At 70.7% G+C, this 22,869-nt stretch carries 23 protein-coding genes and 1 riboswitch; of the genes, 13 read left to right on the top strand and 10 right to left on the bottom strand.

The genetic code is table 11. The features are described 5' to 3' along the window. Positions 1-46: 46 nt before the first annotated feature. The gene (locus tag ASG88_RS04495) at positions 47-1,120 is read right to left on the bottom strand and encodes a ribonucleotide-diphosphate reductase subunit beta (RefSeq protein WP_235534728.1); all 1,074 of its coding nucleotides are present in this window, start codon (positions 1,118-1,120) and stop codon (positions 47-49) included. Next, entirely contained in the window at positions 1,117-3,504 is a 2,388-nt protein-coding gene (locus tag ASG88_RS04500) for a ribonucleoside-diphosphate reductase subunit alpha (RefSeq protein ID WP_056886241.1), read from the bottom strand. Before ASG88_RS04500 ends, ASG88_RS04495 begins: the two co-directional genes overlap by 4 nt. A gap of 133 nt (positions 3,505-3,637) precedes the next feature. Beyond that, positions 3,638-3,863, bottom strand: a riboswitch (cobalamin riboswitch). 140 nt (positions 3,864-4,003) lie between these two features. Here ASG88_RS04500 and ASG88_RS04505 point away from each other — a divergent pair. The 4 genes from ASG88_RS04505 to ASG88_RS04520 are packed head-to-tail and all read left to right on the top strand — an operon-like array spanning position 4,004 to position 6,668. After that, entirely contained in the window at positions 4,004-4,405 is a 402-nt protein-coding gene (locus tag ASG88_RS04505) for a hypothetical protein (protein WP_056886242.1), read from the top strand. Between the two features lie 50 nt (positions 4,406-4,455). After that, on the top strand, positions 4,456-5,742 hold the full coding sequence (locus ASG88_RS04510) for a sensor histidine kinase (RefSeq protein WP_157559551.1): 1,287 nt from the start codon (positions 4,456-4,458) through the stop codon (positions 5,740-5,742). Next, positions 5,739-6,362, top strand: coding sequence for a response regulator (locus tag ASG88_RS04515; RefSeq protein ID WP_056886244.1), 624 nt, complete (start codon positions 5,739-5,741; stop codon positions 6,360-6,362). The genes ASG88_RS04510 and ASG88_RS04515 overlap by 4 nt, the downstream gene beginning before the upstream one ends. Before the next feature lie 60 nt (positions 6,363-6,422). Next, positions 6,423-6,668: a DUF3072 domain-containing protein gene (locus ASG88_RS04520; RefSeq protein ID WP_056886245.1), complete on the top strand. Its 246-nt coding sequence runs from the start codon at positions 6,423-6,425 to the stop codon at positions 6,666-6,668. A gap of 12 nt (positions 6,669-6,680) precedes the next feature. On the opposite strand, the gene ASG88_RS04525 is transcribed toward ASG88_RS04520, so the two are convergent. Beyond that, entirely contained in the window at positions 6,681-8,246 is a 1,566-nt protein-coding gene (locus ASG88_RS04525) for a peptide chain release factor 3 (RefSeq protein WP_056886246.1), read from the bottom strand. A gap of 205 nt (positions 8,247-8,451) precedes the next feature. On the opposite strand from ASG88_RS04525, the gene ASG88_RS04530 reads away from it, so the two are divergent. After that, complete coding sequence (locus ASG88_RS04530; RefSeq protein WP_056886247.1) at positions 8,452-9,480, top strand: sensor histidine kinase; 1,029 nt, start codon at positions 8,452-8,454, stop codon at positions 9,478-9,480. An 8-nt stretch (positions 9,481-9,488) separates the two neighbouring features. Here ASG88_RS04530 and ASG88_RS04535 read toward each other — a convergent pair whose 3' ends face one another. Next, positions 9,489-10,373: a homocysteine S-methyltransferase family protein gene (locus ASG88_RS04535; RefSeq protein ID WP_200956341.1), complete on the bottom strand. Its 885-nt coding sequence runs from the start codon at positions 10,371-10,373 to the stop codon at positions 9,489-9,491. Next, a complete protein-coding gene (locus ASG88_RS04540) occupies positions 10,370-10,663 on the bottom strand; it encodes a virulence factor (protein ID WP_056886248.1) in 294 nt (97 codons plus the stop codon). The genes ASG88_RS04535 and ASG88_RS04540 overlap by 4 nt, the downstream gene beginning before the upstream one ends. A gap of 81 nt (positions 10,664-10,744) precedes the next feature. Between ASG88_RS04540 and ASG88_RS04545 the strand changes: the two genes are divergently transcribed. From ASG88_RS04545 to ASG88_RS22415, 3 genes are all read left to right on the top strand, one after another. After that, complete coding sequence (locus ASG88_RS04545) at positions 10,745-11,158, top strand: hypothetical protein (RefSeq protein ID WP_056886249.1); 414 nt, start codon at positions 10,745-10,747, stop codon at positions 11,156-11,158. Between the two features lie 50 nt (positions 11,159-11,208). Beyond that, positions 11,209-12,942: a hypothetical protein gene (locus ASG88_RS04550; protein WP_056886250.1), complete on the top strand. Its 1,734-nt coding sequence runs from the start codon at positions 11,209-11,211 to the stop codon at positions 12,940-12,942. Positions 12,943-13,035: 93 nt separating this feature from the next. Continuing rightward, on the top strand, positions 13,036-13,881 hold the full coding sequence (locus ASG88_RS22415; RefSeq protein ID WP_082599904.1) for an aminoglycoside phosphotransferase family protein: 846 nt from the start codon (positions 13,036-13,038) through the stop codon (positions 13,879-13,881). Positions 13,882-13,984: 103 nt separating this feature from the next. On the opposite strand, the gene ASG88_RS04560 is transcribed toward ASG88_RS22415, so the two are convergent. Together ASG88_RS04560 and ASG88_RS04565 are read right to left on the bottom strand one after the other, a co-directional pair. Next, positions 13,985-14,428, bottom strand: a complete 444-nt coding sequence (locus tag ASG88_RS04560) for a DUF6069 family protein (RefSeq protein WP_056886252.1) — start codon at positions 14,426-14,428, stop codon at positions 13,985-13,987. Continuing rightward, positions 14,425-15,372 carry an RNA polymerase subunit sigma-70 gene (locus ASG88_RS04565; RefSeq protein ID WP_056886253.1) on the bottom strand — a complete coding sequence of 316 codons (948 nt, stop codon included), beginning with the start codon at positions 15,370-15,372 and terminating at the stop codon, positions 14,425-14,427. The genes ASG88_RS04560 and ASG88_RS04565 overlap by 4 nt, the downstream gene beginning before the upstream one ends. 106 nt (positions 15,373-15,478) lie before the next feature. Between ASG88_RS04565 and ASG88_RS04570 the strand changes: the two genes are divergently transcribed. Beyond that, entirely contained in the window at positions 15,479-16,648 is a 1,170-nt protein-coding gene (locus ASG88_RS04570; RefSeq protein WP_200956342.1) for a type III PLP-dependent enzyme, read from the top strand. Further along, positions 16,645-17,985, top strand: coding sequence for an MFS transporter (locus ASG88_RS04575; RefSeq protein WP_056886254.1), 1,341 nt, complete (start codon positions 16,645-16,647; stop codon positions 17,983-17,985). The genes ASG88_RS04570 and ASG88_RS04575 overlap by 4 nt, the downstream gene beginning before the upstream one ends. 32 nt (positions 17,986-18,017) lie before the next feature. Here ASG88_RS04575 and ASG88_RS04580 read toward each other — a convergent pair whose 3' ends face one another. Beyond that, entirely contained in the window at positions 18,018-18,494 is a 477-nt protein-coding gene (locus tag ASG88_RS04580) for a hypothetical protein (protein WP_157559552.1), read from the bottom strand. A 137-nt stretch (positions 18,495-18,631) separates the two neighbouring features. On the opposite strand from ASG88_RS04580, the gene ASG88_RS04585 reads away from it, so the two are divergent. Further along, positions 18,632-19,066, top strand: a complete 435-nt coding sequence (locus ASG88_RS04585; RefSeq protein ID WP_056886256.1) for an SRPBCC family protein — start codon at positions 18,632-18,634, stop codon at positions 19,064-19,066. A gap of 419 nt (positions 19,067-19,485) precedes the next feature. Here the strand turns inward: ASG88_RS04585 and ASG88_RS22420 are convergent, their stop codons facing one another. Both ASG88_RS22420 and ASG88_RS04590 read right to left on the bottom strand, forming a co-directional pair. After that, positions 19,486-20,034, bottom strand: coding sequence for an AAA family ATPase (locus ASG88_RS22420; protein ID WP_162259807.1), 549 nt, complete (start codon positions 20,032-20,034; stop codon positions 19,486-19,488). Positions 20,035-20,100: 66 nt separating this feature from the next. Beyond that, positions 20,101-20,334 carry a hypothetical protein gene (locus ASG88_RS04590; protein WP_157559553.1) on the bottom strand — a complete coding sequence of 78 codons (234 nt, stop codon included), beginning with the start codon at positions 20,332-20,334 and terminating at the stop codon, positions 20,101-20,103. A gap of 402 nt (positions 20,335-20,736) precedes the next feature. Between ASG88_RS04590 and ASG88_RS04595 the strand changes: the two genes are divergently transcribed. Next, a complete protein-coding gene (locus tag ASG88_RS04595; protein ID WP_056886258.1) occupies positions 20,737-21,771 on the top strand; it encodes a calcium-binding protein in 1,035 nt (344 codons plus the stop codon). A gap of 217 nt (positions 21,772-21,988) precedes the next feature. Further along, positions 21,989-22,813, top strand: coding sequence for an aminoglycoside phosphotransferase family protein (locus ASG88_RS04600; protein ID WP_200956343.1), 825 nt, complete (start codon positions 21,989-21,991; stop codon positions 22,811-22,813). Positions 22,814-22,869: the final 56 nt, after the last annotated feature.

Raw genomic sequence — 22,869 nt, forward strand, 5'->3', positions numbered from 1 at the left:
CCGCTGTGACCTGCGGTCCCTGGTACCGCAGGTCACAGCGCGTGGGTCAGAAGTCCTCGTCGAACCCGACCGAGCCCGAGACGCCGACCTGGTAGGCCGACACCTTGCGCTCGAAGAAGTTGGACAGCTCCTGCACGTCCTGGAGCTCCATGAACGCAAGCGGGTTGCTGGAGCCGTAGATCGGCTCGAGGCCCAGGCGCTGCATGCGCCGGTCGGCGACGTACTCCAGGTAGGAGCGCATGTCGGTCGTCGAGAGGCCGGCGACCCCACCCCCGAGGAGGTCCTCGGCGAACTGCGCCTCGGCGTCCACGCCGTCGACCAGCATCTGGCGCACGTCCGCAGCCAGCTGGTCGTCGAAGAGCTCGGGCTCCTCCTCACGGACGGTGTCCACGACGTCGAACGCGAACGCCATGTGCATCGACTCGTCGCGGAAGACCCAGTTGGTGCCCGAGGCGAGACCGTTGAGGAGCCCGCGCGAGCGGAGGAAGTAGACGTAGGCGAACGCGCCGTAGAAGAACAGGCCCTCGATGACCGCCGCGAAGCAGATCAGGTTGAGCAGGAACCTGCGCCGGTGCTCGCGGGTCTCGAGCGCGTCGAGGTCGAAGACCGAGTCGATCCACCGGAAGCAGAAGTCGGCCTTGGCCTTGATCGACGCGATGTTGTCGACGGCCGCGAACGCCTCGTGCCGCTCCTTCTCGTCGGGGACGTAGGTGTCGAGCAGGGTCAGGTAGAACTGCACGTGCACCGCCTCCTCGAAGAGCTGCCGGGAGAGGTAGAGCCGGCCCTCGGGGGAGTTGATGTGCTGGTAGAGGTTGAGCACGAGGTTGTTGGCCACGATGGTGTCGCCGGTTGCGAAGAACGCCACCAGCCGCGACACGAGGTGCCGCTCCGCGTCGCTGAGCCGCTGCAGGTCCTTGAGGTCGGAGTGCAGGTCCACCTCCTCGACGGTCCAGGTGTTCTTGATGGCGTCGCGGTAGCGGTCGTAGAAGTGCGGGTAGCGCATCGGCCGCAGGGTGAGGTTCATCCCCGGGTCGAGGAGCATCCGGGTCGCGCTCGTGTCGGTGGCGGTGCTGTGGTCGCTCGTGCTGTGGTCGGTGGTGGTGGGCTCGGTCGTGGTCACTGGCAGGCCTCGCAGTTCTCGGGGTTCTCGAGGGAGCACGCGAGCGCGTCCGGGTCGAGGAGGGGGTCGCTGACGGGCAGGGGAGCGGCGGCCGGGTCGTTGACGGACGTCGTCGTCTGCTGGATGCGCGTCGCGGGTCGCGAGCGCAGGTAGTAGGTGGTCTTGAGGCCGGCCTTCCAGGCGTGGAGGTACATCGAGCTGAGCTTGCCGATGGAGGGGCCGGCGATGAAGAGGTTGAGCGACTGGCTCTGGTCGATGTACGGCGATCGCGCGGCCGCCATGTCGATCAGCGCGCGCTGCGGCAGCTCCCACGCCGTGCGGAAGAGGCGGCGTACGTCCTCGGGCAGCGCGGCCACGCCCTGCACGGACCCCTCGGCCCGCTTGACCTGCTCGCGCACCTCGGAGGTCCACAGCCCCCGCGCCTTGAGCTCGCGCACCAGGGCGGTGTTGACCTGGAGGAACTCGCCGGAGAGCGTCTCGCGCTTGAACAGGTTGGACACCTGCGGCTCGATGCACTCGTAGCACCCGGCGATCGAGGCGATCGTCGCCGTCGGGGCGATGGCGATCAGCAGCGAGTTGCGCAGCCCGTGCTCGGCGATCCGCTCGCGCAGCGCCGCCCACCGCTCGGTCTGCGTCCCGGTGACGTCCCACAGGTCCTGCTGGAGGACGCCCCGGGCGGCCCGCGTCTCGTCGTACGACGGGTGCGGACCGTGCCGCTCGGCCAGCTCGCAGCTCACCTCGAGCGCGGTCAGGTAGATCTCCTCCGAGATCCGGGTCGAGAGCTCGCGGGCCTCGTCGGAGTCGAAGGGGAGCCCCAGGGCGAAGAAGACGTCCTGGAGGCCCATCAGCCCCAGGCCGACCGGGCGCCAGCGGGGGTTGGACGCGGCCGACTCGGTGCTCGGGTAGTAGTTGATGTCGATGACCCGGTCGAGCAGGGGCACCGCGGTCCGCACGGTCTCGCGCAGGCCCTGCCAGTCCACCGAGAGGCGGTCGGCAGCCAGGTGCCGCGCCAGGTTGACCGAGCCGAGGTTGCAGACGGCCGTCTCGCCGTCCGAGGACACCTCGATGATCTCGGTGCAGAGGTTGGACAGGTGCACCACCGGGCCACCGGGGGTGTCCCGGGTCTGGTTGCACGTGCGGTTGGAGGCGTCCTTGAAGGTCATCCAGCCGTTGCCGGTCTGCGCGAGGGTGCGCATCATCCGCGCGTAGAGGTCACGCGCCTGCACCTGCCGCACGAAGCGGCCCTCCGCCTCCGCGGCGCGGTAGGCCTCGTCGAACGCGGCTCCCCACAGGTCGGGCAGCTCCGGCGCGGCGTCGGGGTCGATGAGCGACCAGACCTCGTCGGCCTCCACCCGGCGCATGAACTCGTCCGGCACCCAGTGGGCGAGGTTGAGGTTATGGGTGCGACGCGCGTCCTCGCCGGTGTTGTCGCGCAGCTCGAGGAACTCCTCCACGTCGGGGTGCCACGGCTCGAGGTAGACGCAGGCGGCGCCCTTGCGGCGACCGCCCTGGTTGACCGCGGCGACCGACGCGTCGAGGGTGCGCAGGAACGGCACGATGCCGTTGGACTGCCCGTTGGTGCCCCGGATCAGCGCGCCACGCGAGCGCACCCGGCTGAAGGACAGCCCGATGCCGCCGGCGAACTTCGACAGCTTGGCCACCTGCGCGTAGCGCGAGTAGATCGAGTCGAGGTCGTCACGGGGACTGTCCACGAGGTAGCACGAGGACATCTGGGAGTGCCGGGTGCCCGAGTTGAAGAGCGTCGGCGACGACGGCAGGTAGGCCAGCCTCGACATCAACCGGTAGAACTCGATGGCCTCGCCGGGGGAGCGGGCCAGGCCGCAGGCCACCCGGAGCAGGAAGTACTGCGGCGTCTCGACGACCAGGCGGGCCGAGGGGTGCCGCAGCAGGTAGCGGTCGTAGACCGTGCGGAGCCCGAAGTACTCGAAGCGGCGATCGGCGTCCCGGTCGATCGCGAAGTCCAGCTTGCGGGCGTTGTCCTTGACGAACGCCGCGGTCTCGTCGCCGATCAGCCCCTCGGCATGGCCCAGGGCCACCGACTGGCTGAACGACGCGACGCCCTGGTTGCGCACCTCCTTGTCGATGAAGCCGGACAGGAGCCGGGCGGCGAGCTGGCTGTACTGCGGCTCCTCGCCGATCATCTCGGCGGCGGTCTGGATGGACAGCCGGTCGAGCTCGGCGGTCGTGGCGCCGTCGTACAGGCCACTGATGGTGCGGGTGGCGACCCGCATGGGGTCGACCTCGGACAGGTCGTCGCTGCACCGGTCGACGGCGCGAACGATCTTGTTGACGTCGACGGGCTCGTCGTCGCCGTTCCTCTTGCGGACCTGCATCCCGGTGCGCAGGTCGGTGGTGACCGTCATTCTCTCTCCTCGCGAGACGGACTCTGGATGGTCCGGGCGCGCGAGGGGGTGACGGTGGAGCGCGACGTACGCCGGGTGGGCGCAGCGTCGTACCTGCCGTCAGCCGTCCCGCGCGGCATCGGACCGCCACACCCGACGGGTGCGGCGCGCTGGCAGGTCTTCGGACTCGCGGGCGCGTCTCGCGGCTCTCACCGGTCGACCCCTACCGGCCGTCGCTTCCCAGGTCGATCGCTCGACCCAGTGCGTGTGACGGCTGTCGTTCCCACTCACCGCTGCGGGGCAGTCCCGGACTCACACCGGGTTCCCTCTTGCCTCGCGACGTCTGGCTGACGCCGCGAACCAGCTGCGTCGCACACCATATGTAGGGCTTGCGAGGAAGTGGGGGACCACATCTTGTGTCGGCGTGTTTCCCTCGTCGGGGTGGTCGTAGTACCACCGGACGATGGCGGCGCGCCGGTGCGCGGACGATGCTGGAGGCTCGCCGACGAGGAGACCCGCGATGACGAAGCTGCCCACCCGACTGGCCACGGCCGTGGCCGTGACGGCGACGGTCGGTGCGTCCGTGCTGCCGGTCGGCACGGCGCGCGCCCTCGACCGGGACGACGACCGCGTGGAGCGCCGGGGCTTCTGCACCAACGGGGCCCGGTGGGACATCCGGGCCGAGTCCGACGACGGACGGATCGAGGTGGACGCGGAGATCGACACCTCGCGCACCGGTCGGCGGTGGGCCTGGGTGCTCAAGCACAACGGCAGCGTCTCGGCGCGCGGCACCTCGCGGACCCGGGCGCCGAGCGGCTCGTTCGAGGTGGAGCGCTACTCCATCGACCTGTCCGGCACCGACACGTTCCGCTTCCGCGCCAGCCGCAAGGGCGCCAGGTGCGTCGCGACGATCAGCTGGTGACACCGGTTCCGCGCATGGCGGAGACCGTTCCTCGCCATACTGGGCGGACCATGTCCCGGTCCCGGTGGCGCGTCCTGCGGAGCCCGGTGGCGCTGTTCCTGGCCGTCGGGCTGCTGGCGCTGGCCGCGATCGTGGTCGGGGCCCGCCTCCTCGCCTCCGATGCGGCCCACGAGGAGGCGCTCTCCGACGCCCGGGCCACGACCAGCCTGCTCGCCCACTCGGTCGCCCAGCCGGCCCTGCCTCGGGGCCTGTCCGCCGGCGACCCGGGAGCGCTCGACCGCTTCGACCGGCTCGCGACGCAGCGCCTGCTGGTCGGCGACGTACGACGCGTCAAGCTGTGGGCCGCCGACGGCACCATCGTCTACTCCGACGACGTCCGGCTGATCGGCGAGCGCTTCGCGCTGGACGAGGAGGAGCTGGACATCCTGCGCCACGGCGGCTCCGACGCCGAGGTCTCCGAGCTGGACGAGCCGGAGAACCGCTACGAGCGGGGCGGACCGGCGCTGGTCGAGGTCTACACCCAGGTCATGACGCCGGAGGGGGAGCCCCTGCTCTTCGAGGCGTACTTCACACTGGCCCGGATCGAGGACCGCCAGTCCGAGGTCATCGCGCCCTTCCAGCAGATCACGCTCGGTGCGCTGGCACTCCTCGTCGCGGTGGCGACGGCCCTGCTCCTGGTGCTCACCCGACGGGTCACGCGGGCCGCCGCGGATCGCGAGCGGCTGCTCCGCGGTGCGGCGACCGCGTCGGCGGCGGAGCGCCGTCGGATCGCCCGCGACCTCCACGACGGGGTCGTCCAGGACCTGGCCGGGTCGGCGTTCGCCGTCTCGGCGCTCGCCCGCGAGCAGGACGGCCCGGCCCGCACCACGCTGCTCGACACCGCCCGGTCGCTGCGGGGGAGCCTGCGCTCCCTGCGGTCGCTGCTGGTCGAGATCCACCCCCCGGACCTGACCGCCGCCACGCTGCCGGCCGCGTTGGACGACCTGTGCGCACCGGTCACCGCTGCTGGCGTCGCGGTCGACGTGCACGTCGGCGACCTCGGTCCCGTCGGCGAGCAGGAGGCGACGCTGGTGTGGCGGGTGGCCCAGGAGGCGGTGCGCAACACCCTGCGGCACGCCCGGGCGACGGCGATGGAGGTGGACCTGCACCGGGAGGGACGTGCGCTCGTGCTCACCGTGGAGGACGACGGCATCGGGTTCGACCCCGCGACGGTCGACGCCACGGCACACTACGGACTACGCGGGCTGGAGAGCCTCGTGCGCGACCGCGGCGGCGAGCTCACCATCCGCTCCGCCCCGGGTGCGGGGACGACGACACGGTTGGAGACGCGCGCATGACGATCAGGGTGGTGCTCGTCGACGACCACGCCGTGCTGCGCAGCGGGCTCGAGCAGCTGCTCTCCGGCGAGCCGGACCTCGAGGTGGTGGGCACCGCGGCGGACGGCGCCGCGGCGCTGGAGGAGGTACGCCGTACGCGACCGGACGTCGTCCTGATGGACCTGCAGATGCCGGGCACCGACGGCGTGAGCGCGACCCGGCAGATCGTGGCCGAGGGCGGGCCGGACGTCCTGGTCCTGACGTCGTTCTCCGACGCCGACCGCATCGTCGCGGCTCTCGACGCGGGTGCTGTCGGCTACCTGCTCAAGGACGCCGACCCCGACGACATCATCGAGGGCGTGCGTGCCGTCGCCCGCGGCGAGTCGCCGCTGCACCCGCGAGCGGCACGGCAGCTGCTGGGAGCGCGCCATGCGGCGGCGGCCGAGGTGGACCTGACGCCGCGCGAGAACGAGGTGCTGGTGCTCGTGCGCCAGGGCCTGGCCAACAAGCAGATCGCCCGCCGGCTCGGCATCTCCGAGCGCACCGTGAAGGCGCACCTCACCTCCGTCTTCGCCAGCATCGGCGTCGTGGACCGCACGCAGGCCGCCCTCTGGGCCGAGCGGCGCGGGCTGGGGGACTGACCCCCCACCCAGGGGTGGTGACGCCCTTGACCTGGCGGATGACCGGGGTAGGTTCTGGACATGACAGATTCGAACATGCATTCGACAGGCCCGACGACCGAGACCCTGGGCGGGGCCCAGAGCAACAGCACCGAGAAGGACCCGGAGGAGTGGGTGACCGGTGACGAGCCGATGACCGGCGCGCAGCGCAGCTACCTCGACACGCTGGCCCGGGAGGCCGGCGAGGAGCTGTCGGCGGACCTCACCAAGGCGGAGGCCTCCGAGCACATCGACCGGCTCCAGGAGAAGAGCGGCCGGGCCTCCTGACGAGGGCGGCGGTCAGCTGCCGCCGGCGGGGAGGGCCTCGAGCATCACGTCGGGGTTGTCCCGTGCGGTGACCATGGCGCGCCACTGGTCGACGAAGAGCGCCATCCGGGTGCCGTCGCTGCGCTCGAGCACCTCGACCCCTCGCATCCCGGCCAGCGCCGCGGCGCCGGCGGCGTCGGTCCGCCGGGCGACCTGGTAGTCGAGCCGGGAGAACCTGATCGGGGAGTTGAACTCGTTGGCCATCCGGTCCTCGACCACCTCGAACTGCATCGGACCGACCGCCGCGAGCACCGGGCTCTGGTCACCGCGGAGGTCGGACCGCAGCACCTGCACGACGCCCTCCTGGTCGAGCTGCTCGATGCCGCGCCGGAACTGCTTGTAGCGGCCGATGTCGCCGGCGCTCGCCGTCACGAAGTGCTCGGGCGCGAAGCTGGGCACGGGCGGGTACTCGATGGGGTCGCCGACGTAGACGGTGTCCCCGACGCGCAGGGCCTGAGCGTTGACGAAGCCGATGATGTCGCCGGGCTCGGCCCGCTCGACCGAGGTCGTCTCGCGACCGAAGACGGCCTGGGCGAACTTGGTCGCGAAGGGGCGCCCGGTGGTGGCGTGGGTGACGACCATGCCGCGCTCGAACGTCCCGGACACGACCCGGGCGTAGGCGAGCCGGTCGCGGTGGGCGTTGTTCATCCCGGACTGCACCTTGAAGACGAACGCGCTGAACTCGTCGTCCACACGGCGCACGGAGCCGTCGACACCCTCGGTCGGGCTGGGGTCCGGTGCGACGTCGAGCAGCAGGTCCAGCAGCTGCGCGACACCGAAGTTCTGCAGGGCCGATGCGAACATCACCGGCGTCGTCTCCCCGGCCAGGAAGCGCTCCTGGTCGTGGTCGGCGTCGTCCAGGGTGAGCAGCTCGTGCTCCTCGACCGCCTCGGCCCACAGCGGGGCGTCCTGCTCCTCGACCTCGTCGGAGCCCAGCCGCTGCTCGGGGGCCCGGGTGGCGCCGCCGGCGGTGCGGGTGTACTTCACGAACTCGCCGGTGCGGCGGTCCAGGACACCGCGGAAGTCGCCGGCCTCGCCCACGGGCCACGTGAGCGGGGTGGGACGCAGCTTGATCTTCTCCTGGATGAGGTCCATGAGCTCGAGCGCCGACAGCCCGGGACGGTCCCACTTGTTGATCACGGTGATCACCGGGATGCCGCGCAGCGCACAGACCTTGAAGAGCTTGAGGGTCTGCGGCTCCAGCCCCTTGCCGGCGTCGACCAGCATCACGGCGGAGTCGACCGCCGACAGCACGCGGTAGGTGTCCTCGGAGAAGTCGCTGTGGCCGGGGGTGTCGACGAGGTTGATCACGTGGTCGCGGTAGACGAACTGCAGCGCCGCGGAGGTGATGGAGATGCCGCGCGCCTTCTCCATGGCCATCCAGTCGGACACGGTGGCACGCCGGTCGCCCTTGCCGTGCACGGCACCCGCCTCGGTGATCACCCGCGCGTGCAGCGCGAGTGCCTCGGTGAGCGTGGACTTGCCGGCGTCGGGGTGGCTGATGACGGCGAAGGTACGGCGGGGACGGGTGTCAGGCACCGCCCGAATCTACCGGTCGCGTGGCCGAAGCGTCGCTTCGCCGGCGGCTGTGGGCGGGGCCCGCGTCGAGGGACCCGGCACCACCTCGCCCGGATCGGGCGATGACCACGCGACGGCCGCGGCCTAGGGTCGCCGTGACGCACGGCCCCCGCTCCACGCGGGAGCCGCACAGGTCGCGTCTCCCTCCCGGAGCACACGAGGTGTCGTGGAAACACACTCCGCACAGCATCGACCGGACCTGCCCGGCGACGGAGCCCACTCCGACGCCGAGGTGGCCCTGCTCGACCTGTCCGGCACCGTCGTCGCCGTGAACGAGGCGTGGGAGCGCTTCGCCCGCGAGAACGGCGGGGATCCGGACCGGACCGGGGTGGGGACGTCCTACCTGGGGGTGTGCGAGAGCGCGGGCGAGGACCCCGTCGCGGCCCTGGCCGCCGCCGCGGTCCGCGCCGCGCTGGCCGGACAGCTGCCCGCGCCGCTGTCCGCGGTGATCCCGTGCCACGGGCCGGACGGTGATCGGTGGTTCGACATGCTGGTCTCCCCACGCCTCGACGACGAGCACGTCCTGGTCGGCGCGGCGGTGACGCTGTCACCTCGCACGGACCCACCGGACCGGGAGCCAGGCGACGTACGCGTGCACGAGCAGCTGCGGATCGCGGCCGAGCTGCACGCGAGGGTCGTCCACAAGCTGTTCGCCATCGCCATGGACCTGCAGGGGCTGGCCGCGCTGGTGGGCGACCAGCGCACGAAGCGTCGCCTCTGGGCAGGCGTGGACGCCGTCGACGACACCATCCTCGCCATCCGCCGGACGGTGTTCGACCTGGACGAGTCACCGTCGCCGCCGCCGGGACTGCGGCAACGCCTGTCCCAGGTGCTCGACGAGGTGTCCGCCGGGTCTGGCCTCGCGACCACGCTGGCGGTGCCCGGGATGATCGACCGGAGCGTGTCCGACCGGCAGGCGGTCGATGTCGCGGCCGTCGTCCACGAGATCGTCCTCGGCGCCGTGCGTGACGTCTCGGCCACCGCGGTCGACGTGCGCCTGCGACTCGACCGCGACGAGATCGTCGTCGACGTGCTCCAGGACGGCTCGGGCCGACCGACCGGGCACGGGCACGCGCCGCTCCCGGTGGACCGCTGGGGTGGGCGCTGGATCTCCGAGGTGGCGCCCGGGGGAGCGGGTCGCCGGACGCTGTGGGCGGTGGGCCTCGACCCGCCGGCGACAGCCGGGGACCGCTGACCCGCCGCTCAGGCCGGGGCCAGCGCGTCGCGGATGGCGGCGATGTGCGTCGGTGTCGAGCCGCAGCAGCCGCCGACCAGGTCGATCCCGAGCCCGGCCAACCGGGAGGCGTGCGCGGCCAGGTCACCGGGAGTGGCGTCGTACTCGAAGTGGTCACCCACCACTTGGGGAAGACCGGCGTTCGACTGGGCGACCAGTAACAGTCCGTCCGGTCGGGCCTGCACCAGCTGCGAGGCGATGATCTCCATCTCGGCCGGACCCCGTCCGCAGTTGGCGCCGACGGCGTCGGCACCGGCGGCGGCGAGGTGAGTCACGGCGTCGCCCGGGCGGACACCCATCATGGTGCGCACGTTGGTGTCGAAGCTCATCGTCACGACGACCGGGAGGTCCGGTGCGACCTCCCGCGCGGCAGCCAGGGCCGCATCGGCCTCCCCGAGGTCGCTCAGGGTCTCCACCAGGACCAGGTCGATGCCGCCCTCGACCAGCGCCGCGAGCTGCTCGGCGAAGAGCGCCTGCGCCTCCTCGGGCGTCATTGTCCCGAGCGGCGACAGCAGCTCACCCGTCGGGCCGAGGTCGCCGGCGACGAGCAGTCCGTGCTCGTCCGCCACCGACCGGGCGATCTGCGCCGCCGTCCGGTTGACCTCGCCGAGCCGGTCACCGAGCCCGTGCATGTCCAGGCGTGGCCGGGTGCCGCCGAACGTGTTGGTCGTGAGCAGCTGGGCACCCGCCTCGGCGTACGCCGCGTGCGCGGCGCGGACGGCGGCCGGGTTCTCGAGGTTCCAGAGCTCACCGGGTGCGCCGTCCTCGAGGCCGCTGTCCTGGAGCAGGGTGCCCATCCCACCGTCGAGGAGCACCGGACGGTCCGCGCCCAGCAGCGTCGCGAGCCTGTTCACCGGTCCAACCCGTCGAGATAGTCCGCGACCCGCTCGGCCGGCCACTCCGCCTCGAGCTCGGCCACGACCCGGTCGAGCACCTCGGTCGGCGTGCCGGTCGCCTCGGTCCAGGAGGACCGCTCCCAGCCCGCGAGGTAGTCGTCCGCGCCGGTGTCGCCGAGTCGCATCGCGGCCTCGTCGATGGCCTCCTGGAACCGCGTCGCGAGCTGGGACTTCACGGTCTCGTCGCCGGCCCGGGCCGCGACCATGGAGGGCAGCTCGCGCCACCGCGTCACCTGGTAGTCCGTCATGCAAGGGAGCGTAGGTGCGACGGAGCCTCCCGGGGGAGGCGTTCGAGGGTTGGAACCCGCGCTTCGGGGGAGCATGGACGCATGGGGTTGTTCTCACGTCACTCGTCCGGGCCCGTCGACCTTCGCGACCGGGACTACGTCCTCTCCGGCAGCCCACTGGTCGCGCAGGACGACCGGGTCGTGCTGGTCGACGCCACCGTGCGCCTGGCCGTGCGTCAGCCGGCCGACGACAAGGATCCCGTGCTGGGATACGACCCGGCAGAGGAGATCGGTGTGCACGCGGTCTGCGTCGCGGTGCTACGCCTGATGGCTGCCGACGTGCCGTCCGACGAGCTCCTGGTGGGGCGTGCGCGCGTGACCGAGGTCCTCGAGCAGGCGCTCGCGTTCGCCCCTGTCGGTGCGGGCGTCGACGCACGCGTGCTGAGTGTCGAGGTGCGTCCCCACGACCCCGACCGTGTGTCCGTCCGGCACGAGTTCCGGGTCGTCGGTTCCTGAGCTGGGCGAGCCGGCTCTGATCGAGGGGGAGACCTCGGTAGCGTCCGGGGGTGGCCAGTCGTGGACGATCCGGTGCTCGTGGACGCAGCACGTCCGCGCGCCGGAGCGGCACCCGGCAGCAGCAGCGGCCGTTGCCGGTCGCCGGGCCGGGGGAGCGGCTGTGGGTGCTCGACGTGCCGTACGGGACGCAGGTCGACGGCGCCGCGTGGCACCCCGCCGTCAAGACCCACCTGTACGTCGGACGCACCCTGCCCGCACACCTCGCGCCCTATGCCCCGGGGTCCTACACGCTCGGTCGGTTCACCGAGAACACCCTCAATCCTGACGATCCGACGCCCGGCCCCGAGCCGACCGACGACCTCGAGCCGCGGAGGATCCAGTTCGAGGCAGCCGACGCGATCGCGGCACGCGCCGCGGCGGGCGGACGGCAGTTCCTGCTCGCCGACGAGCCCGGCGTCGGCAAGACGATCGCCGCGGTCCTCGGGGCGACGGCGGTGGGCGACCTCCGCGGTGCGCGACGCGTGCTCGTCGTGGCCGACCGGCCGGCCGCGATCACGATCGGCCACTGGTGTCGCACGATCACGGCGCTGGGGGACGGCGGCCTGGAGTGGGTCGTGATCACGTGGGACCGGCTGGAGAAGGTCACGGACCACACCTGGGACGTGATCATCGCGGACGAGGCCCACGCCCTGCGACGTACGACGACGAAGCGGTGGAAGCTCTGGGCGAAGATCTCCGGACACTGGAAGCCGCACGACACGGCGCCGTTCGTCATCGCGACCACCGCGACGCCCGGGCACACGCCGCTCGAGCTGCCCTATCTCGCACCGGCGTACGCGCAGGTGCTCGGCGAGTCGATGAAGCAGTGGACCTCGGCGACGCAACCGGGGGACACGTTCGCCACCGCGCTCGAGCGACACGGCGTCGGGGTGGAGCGGGGACGCTACGGCGCGACGTGGACCACCGATCCGGCGCGGCGCGCTGCGGACCTCAAGCTCGTGCGCGGCTGGCTCGACGAGGAGCGTCCCCCGGCGATGCTGCACCGGGCGGCGCCGTGGGGGCCGGTGCCGATCTCCGGGATGCCGGTGGCGCTCACGCCGGCGGAGCGGACGGCGTACGAGGCCGAGTGGGGCGAGTTCTGTCGTGAGATGGACATCGCCCGGCGCGGCCGCAACGTCGCCAAGGGTCGGGCCGCACTGCTGCGCTTCCGGCAGAAGGCCGGGCTGATCCGCGTCGACTCGACGGTCGCCTGGATCGCCCAGCAGGTCGAGGCCGAGCGACAGGTGGCGTGCTCGGTGGAGTTCGTCGGGACCGCCGCCGACCCGATCGCCGACCGGCTGCGTGACTCCGGCATCGAGGTCGCCACGATCTACGGCCGCGACCGGTTCGATCCGGAGGCCGAGCGGCTCCGGTTCCAGACCGGGCAGGCCAAGGTCTGCGTCTTCACCACGGTCGCCTCGATCAGCCTGCACTCCGGCGAGACGCTCGCCGACGGCCACCGTGCGAGCACGGAGCCGCGGGTCGGTGTCTTCCACCAGGCCCGCTTCTCCGGCATCGCCGGACGGCAGGTCACCGGCCGCACCCACCGCGACCACCAGGTCTCGCCGTGGCACATCGCGTATGCCGAGGGAACCGTCGAGGAGCAGGTCGGCAAGGTGATGGTGGAGCGGATCGCCGCGGCCTCCGACACCGTGGGCGGCGACACCACCGGCCTCGCCGACCTCGCCCAGCTCCTCGGAGCCGACTGGCTGCCCGTCACGACCCTGACCGAGGACGGCGCCTGACCGGGCGCGGCTCAGGTGGGGGACATCGGCGGCGTGGAGAGATCGCCCGCTGAGGCGATGGGTTCCCGCGACCCGTTCTGACAGGGTGAGCTCATGGAGGGCAGTCCCGGCGAGCAGCGCGGCACCCGAGCCCTCAGCGTCCCGAGCACCGCACAGGCGGTGTCGGCCTCGGTCACGTGCGCTCGGGCGTGCGGACTCCCAGCCGACGACCCGGAGGTCATCGCCGAGGGCTACAGCGTCCGAGTACGACTCAGGCCCGCGGCCGTTGTCACCCGTGTCGTGACCGTCGGACGAGAGCTGCGTCCGGACCCGTGGCCGTGGCTCGAACGTGAAGTGTCAGTCGCTCGGCACCTCGCCGCATCGGGGGTTCCCCTTGTCGCCCCGTGGCACGACCCCGGACCACACATCGCTGACGGGCTGGAGGTGTCGTTGTGGCACTGGGCCGACCACGACTCGACCGAGGTGTCCGCCGCGGAGTTCGGGACCGTGCTGGGACCGCTGCACGAAGCACTCGGGTCCTACACCGGCTACCTGCCCCCACTCGTCGGGCCGCTCACGGACATCTCCACGGCGCTGGCGGTCTCCTCCGACCCAACCCTTCATCGTGCGGCAGCCGAGCTGGTTCCGTCGGCGCTGTCCTGGCCGCGCCGTCCGCTCCACGGAGACGCCCACACCGGCAACGTGCTCATGACCCCGGCCGGCCCGCTGTGGACCGACTTCGAGGATGTCTGCGTCGGTCCCGTCGAGTGGGACCTGGCGTCGATGACGATCACGGACGACGCCCTCGCCGCGTATGCCGGCTCCATCGACCGGACCCGACTCGCCGACTGCCGAGACCTGCGCCGTCTCCAGGTACTCGCCAGCCTCCTGGTCGGGCACCACGACGATCCTGTGCTCTACAGCAGGCTCGCCACGCACCTCGACCAGCGAGCCTCCTGATGCACGAGGTCCTCCTCGGCCAACGAAGGACAAGTCCCACCTCGTCGACCACAGCCGAGCATCCGTGGCGCCCACCGAGGTGACGCGGCAACCCGCGGCTACGTCACCGGGAAGGCTCTCCGGCTCGCACAGGGTCGAGCCCGGCGGTGGCGGAGCTCGCTGCTCGCAGGCTCCCCGCGACGGCCGGGATCACCAGCGCCGCGGCGACGAGGTGCAGGAGGACGAGCGTGACGCTGGTGGACGCTGAGGCCCCGATCAGCCACGGCGGGACCAGCGACACGGCGGTCAGCGCCACCGTCGTGAGCACGAAGTGTCCGCTGGGGTGGGAGCTCCACCGGAGCAGGGCGGCCGCGATCACGATGCCCACGACCGAGAAGACACCGGTCACGAAGGCGATTCCCGACAGCGGGATGGTCTCGCCTCCGTCGGGCACTTCGAACACGACGCCGACGGCCCTGGCGAGCGCGGCGGTCATCGTGGTGGCCGTCACGGCGGCGAGCGTGGCGAGCAGGCCGGTCCGCACCAGGCCCACCATGCGGCGCCTCATGCCGACTCACCCGCCGACAGGCGCTCCGGGAGTCCGATCCGGGGGAACTGGTCGCGGTCGAAGATACTGACCTCGGTGATCTTGCCGCCGCTGATCCGCAGCACGTCGATCGTGAGCGGGACGTAGGCGCCGTCTCGCTCCTGCCAGATGTAGTAGCCCACGGCGGGCTGCCGGTTCACCGAGGTGGCGACCGAACGCAGGCCGGCCATCTCGGGGTAGCCGCCCGCCACCCAGTCAGCGATGACGGCCTCGCGCCCCACGATCAGGCCCTGCGTGGGCGGCATGGCGAAGCGGACGTCGTCGCGCAGCATGGAGGCGATGGTGTCGACGTCGGCCGCCACACTGGCCTCGGTGAAGCGACGTACGAGCTCGCGGTTGTCCGCGTCGTCCTCGTCGCCGGTCCAGTCCTGGCGCTCGACGGGCAGGTGCTCGCGCATGCCGGCGCGGGCCCGTTGCAGCGCGCTGTTCACGGAGTTGACGGAGTCGCCGAGCAGCTCGGCCACGTCCTTGGCAGGCCAGCCAAGCACGTCGCGCAGGATCAGCACGGCCCGCGGTCGCGGCGCGATAGCCTGGACCGCGACCAGGTAGGCCAGCTCGATCGTCTCCCTCGCGACCGCGAGGGCCTCCGGCTCGTCGGCGTCGACCGCAGCCAGCTCGTCGAGCAACCGGTCCGGGTAGGGCTGCAGCCACAGCACCTCACCGCCGGTCGCCGGCTTGGGCCGCCGCTTCTCGAGCAGGTCGAGGCAGGCGTTGGTGGCGATCTTGTAGAGCCACGCGCGGAACGTCGAGCGCCCCTCGAAGGTTTCCCGCCGCCGCCACGCACGGAGAAACGTCTCCTGCACCGTGTCCTCCGCGTCCTCGAACGACCCGAGCATCCGGTAGCAGTGCACGTGCAGCTCCCGCCGGTGGCGCTCCGCCACCCGCGAAAATACCTCCTCGTCCATCGCACCGGCTTGGCACAGCGGCGGTATCACCGCCTGCCCCGCCGACTCCTCTATGGCAGGACGGCTCCCCGTGCGCGGGCTGCCGACGAACCACAAGGAGCCGCCGGTGACGATCGCCCCGCCCTTCTCCCCGACCCCGCGGCAGCGGCGTCATGCCGAGCCGCGCGTCGGCCCGACGAGCGCTCCGACGACGCCGATCCTCACCGTCGACCTGGGAACGGTCCGCGACTCCTACCGGCAGCTGCATGCCGCGCTACCTGGCGTCGACCTGCACTACGCGGTCAAGGCGAACCCGTCCCAGCCGGTGCTCGACGCGCTCCTCGACGAGGGCGCCTGCTGGGACGTCGCCAGCCCCGGCGAGATCGACGTCGTCCTCGCCGTCGACCCCGATCCCGCGCGGATCTCCTACGGAAACACCGTGAAGAAGCCCTTCGACATCGGATACGCCCACGCCCGCGGCGTGCGCCAGTTCTCCGTCGACTGCGACGCCGAGCTGGACAAGCTGATCGACCTGGCACCTGGCGCCACGCTGCTTGTACGGATCGCCACGAGCGGAGCCGGCGCCGACTGGGCACTCGGTCAGAAGTTCGGCTGTGACGAGGTGACGGCCGGCCGGTTGCTCGCCCGGGCGGTCACGCACGGCCACCCGGTGGGCATCTGCTTCCACGTCGGAAGCCAGCAGCACGAGGTCACGGCGTGGGACGAGCCGCTGGCGACGACCACCCGGCTCCGTGGCGTCGTCCGAGCCCGTGGCTCCGACCTCGCCGTCGTCGACCTCGGCGGAGGCTTCCCGGCGCACGGCGCCGATCCGACGCCGGACGTGTCGTCGTTCGGCAACGCGATCATGGCGGCGGTCGGGCGCTCCCTCGGTCCGGACGTACCGCCGCTCATGGCCGAGCCGGGTCGTGCGCTCGTCGCCGACGCCGGCACCCTCGAGACCGAGGTGGTCCTCGTCTCCGAGCGCGCCGGCCGGCGCTGGGTGTACGTCGACGTCGGGCTGTTCTCCGGGCTGGCCGAGACGATGGGCGAGGCGATCCGCTACCGGATCACCGCACACCGCGACGGGCGCCCGCTCCGAGGACGGGTCGCAGATGTGGTCCTGGCCGGACCGACGTGCGACAGCGTCGACATCCTCTACCAGCAGCACCGGCCCCAGCTGCCGCTCGACCTGCGGGTGGGCGACCGGTTGCGTATCCATGCGACCGGCGCCTACACGACGACGTACTCATCCGTCGGGTTCAACGGGTTCGCGCCCCTCCGCGAGGTCCACAGGTGAACGCCCCGGGCTTCCGGTCGGCGCTGGCGAGCGGGCCATTTCGCCGGCTCTGCCTCGCTCACGGGCTGGCCACGGTCGGGCAGCTCGTCCTCACCCTCGCGGTGGGGGTCCACGTCCTGGTGGAGACCGGGTCAGGCGTGTGGGTCTCCGTCACGGTCGCGCTGGCGTTCGCGCCGTACGCCCTCTGCTCCGCGCTCGCTGGTGTCCTGGCCGACCGCCGGTCGCGCAGCGCCGTGCTCGCCGGCGCCGCGTGGGTGCGAGCGGGCCTCGCGCTCGGGCTCGTCATCGGCACGGCCGTCGGTTGGCCGGTCGCCGCCATGGTCGGCGTCACCGCCCTGGTCGCGGTGGCCGCGACACCGTCGTACCCCTCGCTCGCCGCTGCCACGCCGGAGTGCGTGCCGGACCGCGACCTGCCGGCGGCGAACGCGCTCGTCACCTGTGTCGAGAACGTCACCTGGATCGGCGGGCCGGGTGTGTTCGGGCTGCTCGTCCTGGCCGGGGCCGGGACGGAAGGCGCGGTGCTCGTCGCTGCTGTCCTGTTCGTCGTCGCCGGCACCGTCGCCGCGCCCGTGCGACTCCACCGACCGGTGCGGTCCCAGCCGACCAGCTGGCTGGGCGACCTCGTCGCCGGGGTGGCGACCGTGGCCCGTCGGCCCGAGATCCGCCGACCCATGAGCCTCGCCGTCCTCGACAACTTCCTCTACGGCTACCTGGTCGTGGTGATCGTGCTGCTCGCCGACGCAGCGCCGGAGGGCGACAGCCCGCTCGGTCTGCTCAACGCCACCCTGACCGCGGGGGCACTGGCGTCGATGCTGGTCGTCAACCGGTGCACCCGCGGCGACCGGACCTCCGCGGTCCTGGTCGTGACCCTCCTCGGCTTCTGCGCCACCCTCGTCGTCCTGGGCGCGGTCGGCGCATCCGCGCTCGGCGTCGCGCTCGTCGCGGTCGCCGGTGGCACGACCCTGGTGGCGGAGGTGGCTGCGGTGACGCTGCTCCAGCGCGGGACCGACAGCGGGACGCTGGCCCGGGTGTTCGGGATCTACGACCAGCTCAACGTGGGCGCCATCGCGCTCGGCTCGCTGCTGGTCGGTCCGCTCTCGGCGGTGGCGGGTCCACGCGGCGGACTGGTCGCCGTCGCAGGCACGGGAATCGTCCTCACGCTTCCGGTGCTCGTGGGGCAGCTCCGCCGCCGTGCGCCGGCGTTCTCGCCAATGCCGACGACCTCGACCTCGAGCTCGTCCTCGCCGTCGACGGCCAGGCCGGCCGCGCCGTCCCGCTCGTCCACGAAGGTGCCGGCCAGGAGAAGGCCTTCGGCAACCCCGTCGAGGGCGCGATGACCGGCTCGTATCGGGGTGCAGCGATCAGATGCCTACCAAGGCCAGGAATCCCATTCCCGGAGGACGGCGAACGGCGCGATCGGAGCAGGCCACACCACGAGAGCGAGCTGCTCGTCGCTGTTCCCCTGCTCGTACATCCCTTCGGGCAGCCCGGGTACGAGACCTCCCCAGTGGACGCGCAGCCGCACGGATCCCGCTGGGATCTCATGCTTGGACCTCGGCCCGTGGTCCCCGGGCCAGCTCAAGATCTCCAAGGGGCCGCCACCCTCGAGCGACACCTCTGCGACATGCTGCCAATCCTCTGAAGGAGGATCAGGTTCGTCCGCGACGACGTGCAGGGTGAGTGGTGTCGTTCCGAACTTGCGGAACGTGCCGATCACGACGAACCCACCGTCACTCCACAGGCGATGCCGGTAGGTCTCATCGGTCACGTCGGAGAGCCACGGCGCTCCCTCTCGCTTCGCATAGAACTGGAAGTAGTCCGGCTCGACCACGCCGCTCCATCTCATGCCGCGAGTGTTCCAAACGCCGAGGCAATCCGTACGACGTTCGCACCACGTCTGCCGGGACGACGAATGGTTGCGCCTGACAAATCTGGATCGTTAGCCTGTCGACATGGAGCGCACGTGTGCGAGGCGCGGGTGAGATGAAGTTCGACCTGGTCACGCGAGCGTCGCCCGAGCAGGTGCTCGAGGCAATGACGGACTTCACGGATCGCAGGCCCAGGATCTGGAGCAAGACGCTCGACCCAGAGACTTACGAGGTCATGGAGCTTGGTGACACCTGGGCGGTGGCGCGGGAAGGGTCGCCGCACTCGCCGTTCTGGGTCGTCGCCCGCTACGACTGGTCCGACCCCCGTCTGATCCGGTGGACGGAGTTGGAGACCAATCACGGAGACCCCGGAGACGGATTCATGCGGATCGAACCGCATGGAGAGGGAGGCAGCCGGCTTCACGTCGAGTGGAGCACCAATCCAGTTCGCATACGCGACAAGCTGGCCATATTCCTGCTGCACCACACCATGAACGGCGTCATAGCCCGCATGTGGCGGAGGGCGCTGGATCGATTCGTGCTCGGGTGATTCGACCGACTTCCGTCCTGAGGCTAGATGTCTGCCACCTGACACCTGTCCTCGATGCGGGTCGCCGCTCGTGAAGAAGGACCGGGGAAGGCCCCCGACGTGGTGTTCGCAGAGGTGCCGCCGTGCTGCCTATGAGGAGCGGCGAGGTGCGCGTCCCCGAGGGCGGTCGGCCGCAGCCACGGTCGCGCCCAGCTCAGAAGCTTGGTCACGACGTGCCATCAGCGGCGGATGGGTGCGGGGGCGATCTTCGTGCGAACGCGGCCACGGAGGGAGCGCGCACAGTCTGCGCCGTGTGGTCCGACTGGTCAGTACCTGCGAATTCCGGAGTGTAGGGATCCGGGCCTTCAATCGAGCACTCATCGGGAGACCCGCGCGCATCGCGGCTACAGATTCGGGCGGGCGTAGCCGCCGTCCGGCCCCTACTCGTCGGGACCGAGGTATCGAAGCGCTGTGCTCAGGTTGTCCTCCGCCGCACCCTCAGCATGGAGTCGAAGCCAGTCATGCTCTGGGTGGATTAGTTGGTCCTGCCAAGCCTCGAGGGTCGCCTTGGGGGTGCCGAACTCCCAGTCAGTTCCGGGAACGGGGGCGGTTGCCGATGCCACCTGCGAAACTCTGGGGGACCGTTCGTCGAGGCGACCCAGCACGACCGACCAGTCTCGAACCCACAGTTCGATGAAAGCGTAGCGAACCCCGAGGGCGCCAGCCTTACGGCGACGGGAATCCAGCAGTTGCTGATACCTGCATGGCGAGTCCAGGACAACAGTCCTGCCTTGCTCCAACAGGTCTTGAGCAAGCGCCAATGCCGCGCCGTACGTCACGGGTCCTGCGGCTGCTACGGGTACACCAGAACCGACGATCGAACTTTTCAAGACGTCTGTGTCTACAACCACGAAGCCTGTGGCCTCCGCGATGGATCTTGCGAGCCTGGACTTGCCTGAGCCCGGCACACCGGAGAGTTGAACGAGCACACTCGAACCTATCCGCTCATCGGCATTCCGCGAGTCTCACTGTCCGCGGCATGTCCGGACGTTGGCCTATGCCCGGGGGAGGCGCGGCAATGCTGTCCGTCCAACGTCGGACACACACGCGACCCAGTCCGGCCATGATGCCGGGTCGTTGGTCCGGTGGGCTTCGTCCGTCGGCTCCATGCTCACCAGGAGAAGTTGCAGCGCCTCGTTGCTGGGCTCTCGCTCGGCGTACTGCCAGACGAAGCGGTAGGCGGCCTCGTATGCCTCCGCGACGGTGAGTTGGCGCTCCTCAGCACTCATGTACTCACCGTAGATGCGCGCCATTGGAGCCAGGCGCACATCGGCAGAACCGCGCAATCAGCGGCAGATCCGGATGTTCGCAGAGGCGTCTGCGGGACGGTCGAGGCAGCGCCGCTCGACTCTCGCAACCCGACGAACGCCCACAACCAACCATGAGGTCGACGCGTCTTGGCAAGGACCGTCGCATGCGACGTACCGTCACGGACACGGCCCACCACCATCGGGGGATAGCTGAGTGGCGGAGCGTCACCGTTCGTCTGATCTCGGGGTGCGCCACAACCAATCCTGCTTTGCGCTCGTCACACCAGAAACTTCAACCAGCCCGTCGGCACCGCTAGCAGCATTGCGCTCGATCTTGCGGCACCCGGCTCATCAGGGGGAATCGTGCTCCATCGCTCATCAGTGCTTACCGTCGCCACGCTCCTCGGCGGTGCGTTGCTGGTCTCGGTGCCTGCTACGGCCGCGGGTGAGACCTGCCAGGGCAGGCCGGCCACGATCGTCGGCACTGGCCCGGACATTCAGGGCACGCCGGGTGATGACGTCATCGTCACCGGAGCCTCATCCCTAACCGACGCCGGAGCAGGCGACGACCTCGTCTGCGTGTCGTCGTCTGATCACGGGAGCGTTTTCGTGTTCGCGGGGGATGGCGATGACGTGGTCGACGCCTCTGCGTCGAACCCGACGTGGGTGCTACGGACCGTCTATCTAGGCACTGGGCTCGACCACTACGTCGGTAACGTCGGTGGTCCCACCCAGGGCGACGTGCACGCGAACGGTGCCGACGACAACGTGGCAGACGCCACCACGGTCCTGTTGCAGGTGACCGACGCGTCGACGGGCCCACTTGGCGCCTACTCCGGCGGTTTGATCCAAGTGTGGAGCGCCGACCATGACGTGGAGATCGAGGTCGACGAGCACATCGTCGTGGCAGGCAGAGTGGCGGCCGACATCACTGGCTTCAACCGTGTCCTAGCAGTCGCACCACGCGTAATCCTCCGTGGCAACAGTCAGGACAACTCCCTGCTGGCCTCGGGCTGCCACGTGCACCTCATGGGTAAGGGTGGGGACGACTATCTCAGCGGATCCTCTGCCGAAGGGGCACCGAGGTTCGATTGTGTGAGTGAGGCCACGATGCGTGGCGGGTCGGGTGACGACCAGATCAAGGGGTGGCTCGGACGGAATCGACTGATCGGGAACGCAGGCAACGACGTCCTGCAAGGTCGTCCCCGCGACGATGTGCTGCTCGGTGGAAGTGGCCACGACGAACTCTCCGGAGGTTCGGGTGCAGACGTGCTGCGCGGAAATCAGGGGCGGGACACGCTGCGCGGCCGGCCGGGTCGTGACGTTCTGCTCGGCAACCAGGGGCGTGACAGTGCCGACGGGGACCAGGGGCGGGATGTGTGTGTCGCCGAGCGCGAGCTCCGGTGCGAGCGCTGAGCCCCCACGGACTCACTCTCGTCGGCTACAGATCCGGTCGAGCGGATCGCGGCATGAGCGGTCACACGGAATCCGGTTGTGTCCCCGCGGGCTTCGATGATCTTGTCCGGCTGTGAGCCCATACTCCACCGCGTCGGGCACCGCTGTCCCGGACCCCAGCATGGTGACCCGGCTACTGCGCGACCAGGCTCCAGATCTGGCCAACCTGCGCATCCGGATGATCCCCTCGTCCGGGAGCAGCAACTGGGTCTTCCGCATCGGTGAGGCGCTGGCCATCCGTCTTCCACGGTCGGACGACTACGTGGCCGACTTGGAGAACGAGGTGCAGTGGCTGCCCCGCCTCGCACCACGCCTGCCGACTGCCGTCCCAGACATCGTTGCCACCGGTCGGCCCAGTGAGACCTTTCCCCGGCCGTGGGCGGTCGTGTCCTGGGTGGCCGGAGACCCTCCGCTCGCGCTGGGTGATTCTCAACAGCTGCTGCTTGCTGAGTCCCTCGGTCAGTTCCTCCAGACCCTCCACGAGATCGACGCCTCCGATGTCCCGTCGGGACCTGAGCGCTGGGGGTACCGGTGCGGTGACCCGGTCACCGACACCATCGATCGGTGGGCCGAGCACGCGGCTGCTGAGCTGGCGGACCTGTTCGACCCCAGCCGTGTTCGCGAGGCATGGCGGCGCCTTCGCGACGTTCCGGCAGCCACAGGGGCACCCTGCTGGGTGCACACCGACTTGTCGGAAGAGAACCTCTTGGCACACGCGGACGGGCTCTTGTCGGGAGTGATCGACTTCGGCGGCATCGGCGTCGGCGACCGGTCCGTGGACCTGCTCTACGCCTGGAGCATCTTCGATGCCCCTGCCCGGGCAGTGCTCCGGCTCGCATCCGGGGTCGACGACCAGACATGGACCCGCGCCCGCGCGTGGGCATTCGCCGGCCCCGGCCTGCTCACTATCGCCAACTACCGAGACACCATGCCCGCGCGCGTCGACCGGCTCACCTCCATGGTCGAAAAGGTCGCAGCAGAGGTAGACGTTCAACTTCGTTGACGGGCAGAGGCCTGACATGCGCCGCCCCGAACATCCGACTCTCGACAATGGCCGTG

Origin of the sequence: Nocardioides sp. Soil777 (genome assembly GCF_001428425.1) — a bacterium.
Lineage (GTDB): Bacteria > Actinomycetota > Actinomycetes > Propionibacteriales > Nocardioidaceae > Nocardioides > Nocardioides terrigena.

Bases quoted from the DNA above. Each gene is read 5' to 3' on its own strand.
- ASG88_RS04500 (WP_056886241.1), bottom strand. From the start codon at position 3,504: ATGACGGTCACCACCGACCTGCGCACCGGGATGCAGGTCCGCAAGAGG.
- ASG88_RS04505 (WP_056886242.1), top strand. From the start codon at position 4,004: ATGACGAAGCTGCCCACCCGACTGGCCACGGCCGTGGCCGTGACGGCG.
- ASG88_RS04510 (WP_157559551.1), top strand. From the start codon at position 4,456: ATGTCCCGGTCCCGGTGGCGCGTCCTGCGGAGCCCGGTGGCGCTGTTC.
- ASG88_RS04515 (WP_056886244.1), top strand. From the start codon at position 5,739: ATGACGATCAGGGTGGTGCTCGTCGACGACCACGCCGTGCTGCGCAGC.
- ASG88_RS04520 (WP_056886245.1), top strand. From the start codon at position 6,423: ATGACAGATTCGAACATGCATTCGACAGGCCCGACGACCGAGACCCTG.
- ASG88_RS04540 (WP_056886248.1), bottom strand. From the start codon at position 10,663: ATGACGGACTACCAGGTGACGCGGTGGCGCGAGCTGCCCTCCATGGTC.
- ASG88_RS04545 (WP_056886249.1), top strand. From the start codon at position 10,745: ATGGGGTTGTTCTCACGTCACTCGTCCGGGCCCGTCGACCTTCGCGAC.
- ASG88_RS22415 (WP_082599904.1), top strand. From the start codon at position 13,036: ATGGAGGGCAGTCCCGGCGAGCAGCGCGGCACCCGAGCCCTCAGCGTC.
- ASG88_RS04560 (WP_056886252.1), bottom strand. From the start codon at position 14,428: ATGAGGCGCCGCATGGTGGGCCTGGTGCGGACCGGCCTGCTCGCCACG.
- ASG88_RS04565 (WP_056886253.1), bottom strand. From the start codon at position 15,372: ATGGACGAGGAGGTATTTTCGCGGGTGGCGGAGCGCCACCGGCGGGAG.
- ASG88_RS04580 (WP_157559552.1), bottom strand. From the start codon at position 18,494: ATGAGATGGAGCGGCGTGGTCGAGCCGGACTACTTCCAGTTCTATGCG.
- ASG88_RS04585 (WP_056886256.1), top strand. From the start codon at position 18,632: ATGAAGTTCGACCTGGTCACGCGAGCGTCGCCCGAGCAGGTGCTCGAG.
- ASG88_RS04590 (WP_157559553.1), bottom strand. From the start codon at position 20,334: ATGAGTGCTGAGGAGCGCCAACTCACCGTCGCGGAGGCATACGAGGCC.
- ASG88_RS04600 (WP_200956343.1), top strand. From the start codon at position 21,989: ATGATCCCCTCGTCCGGGAGCAGCAACTGGGTCTTCCGCATCGGTGAG.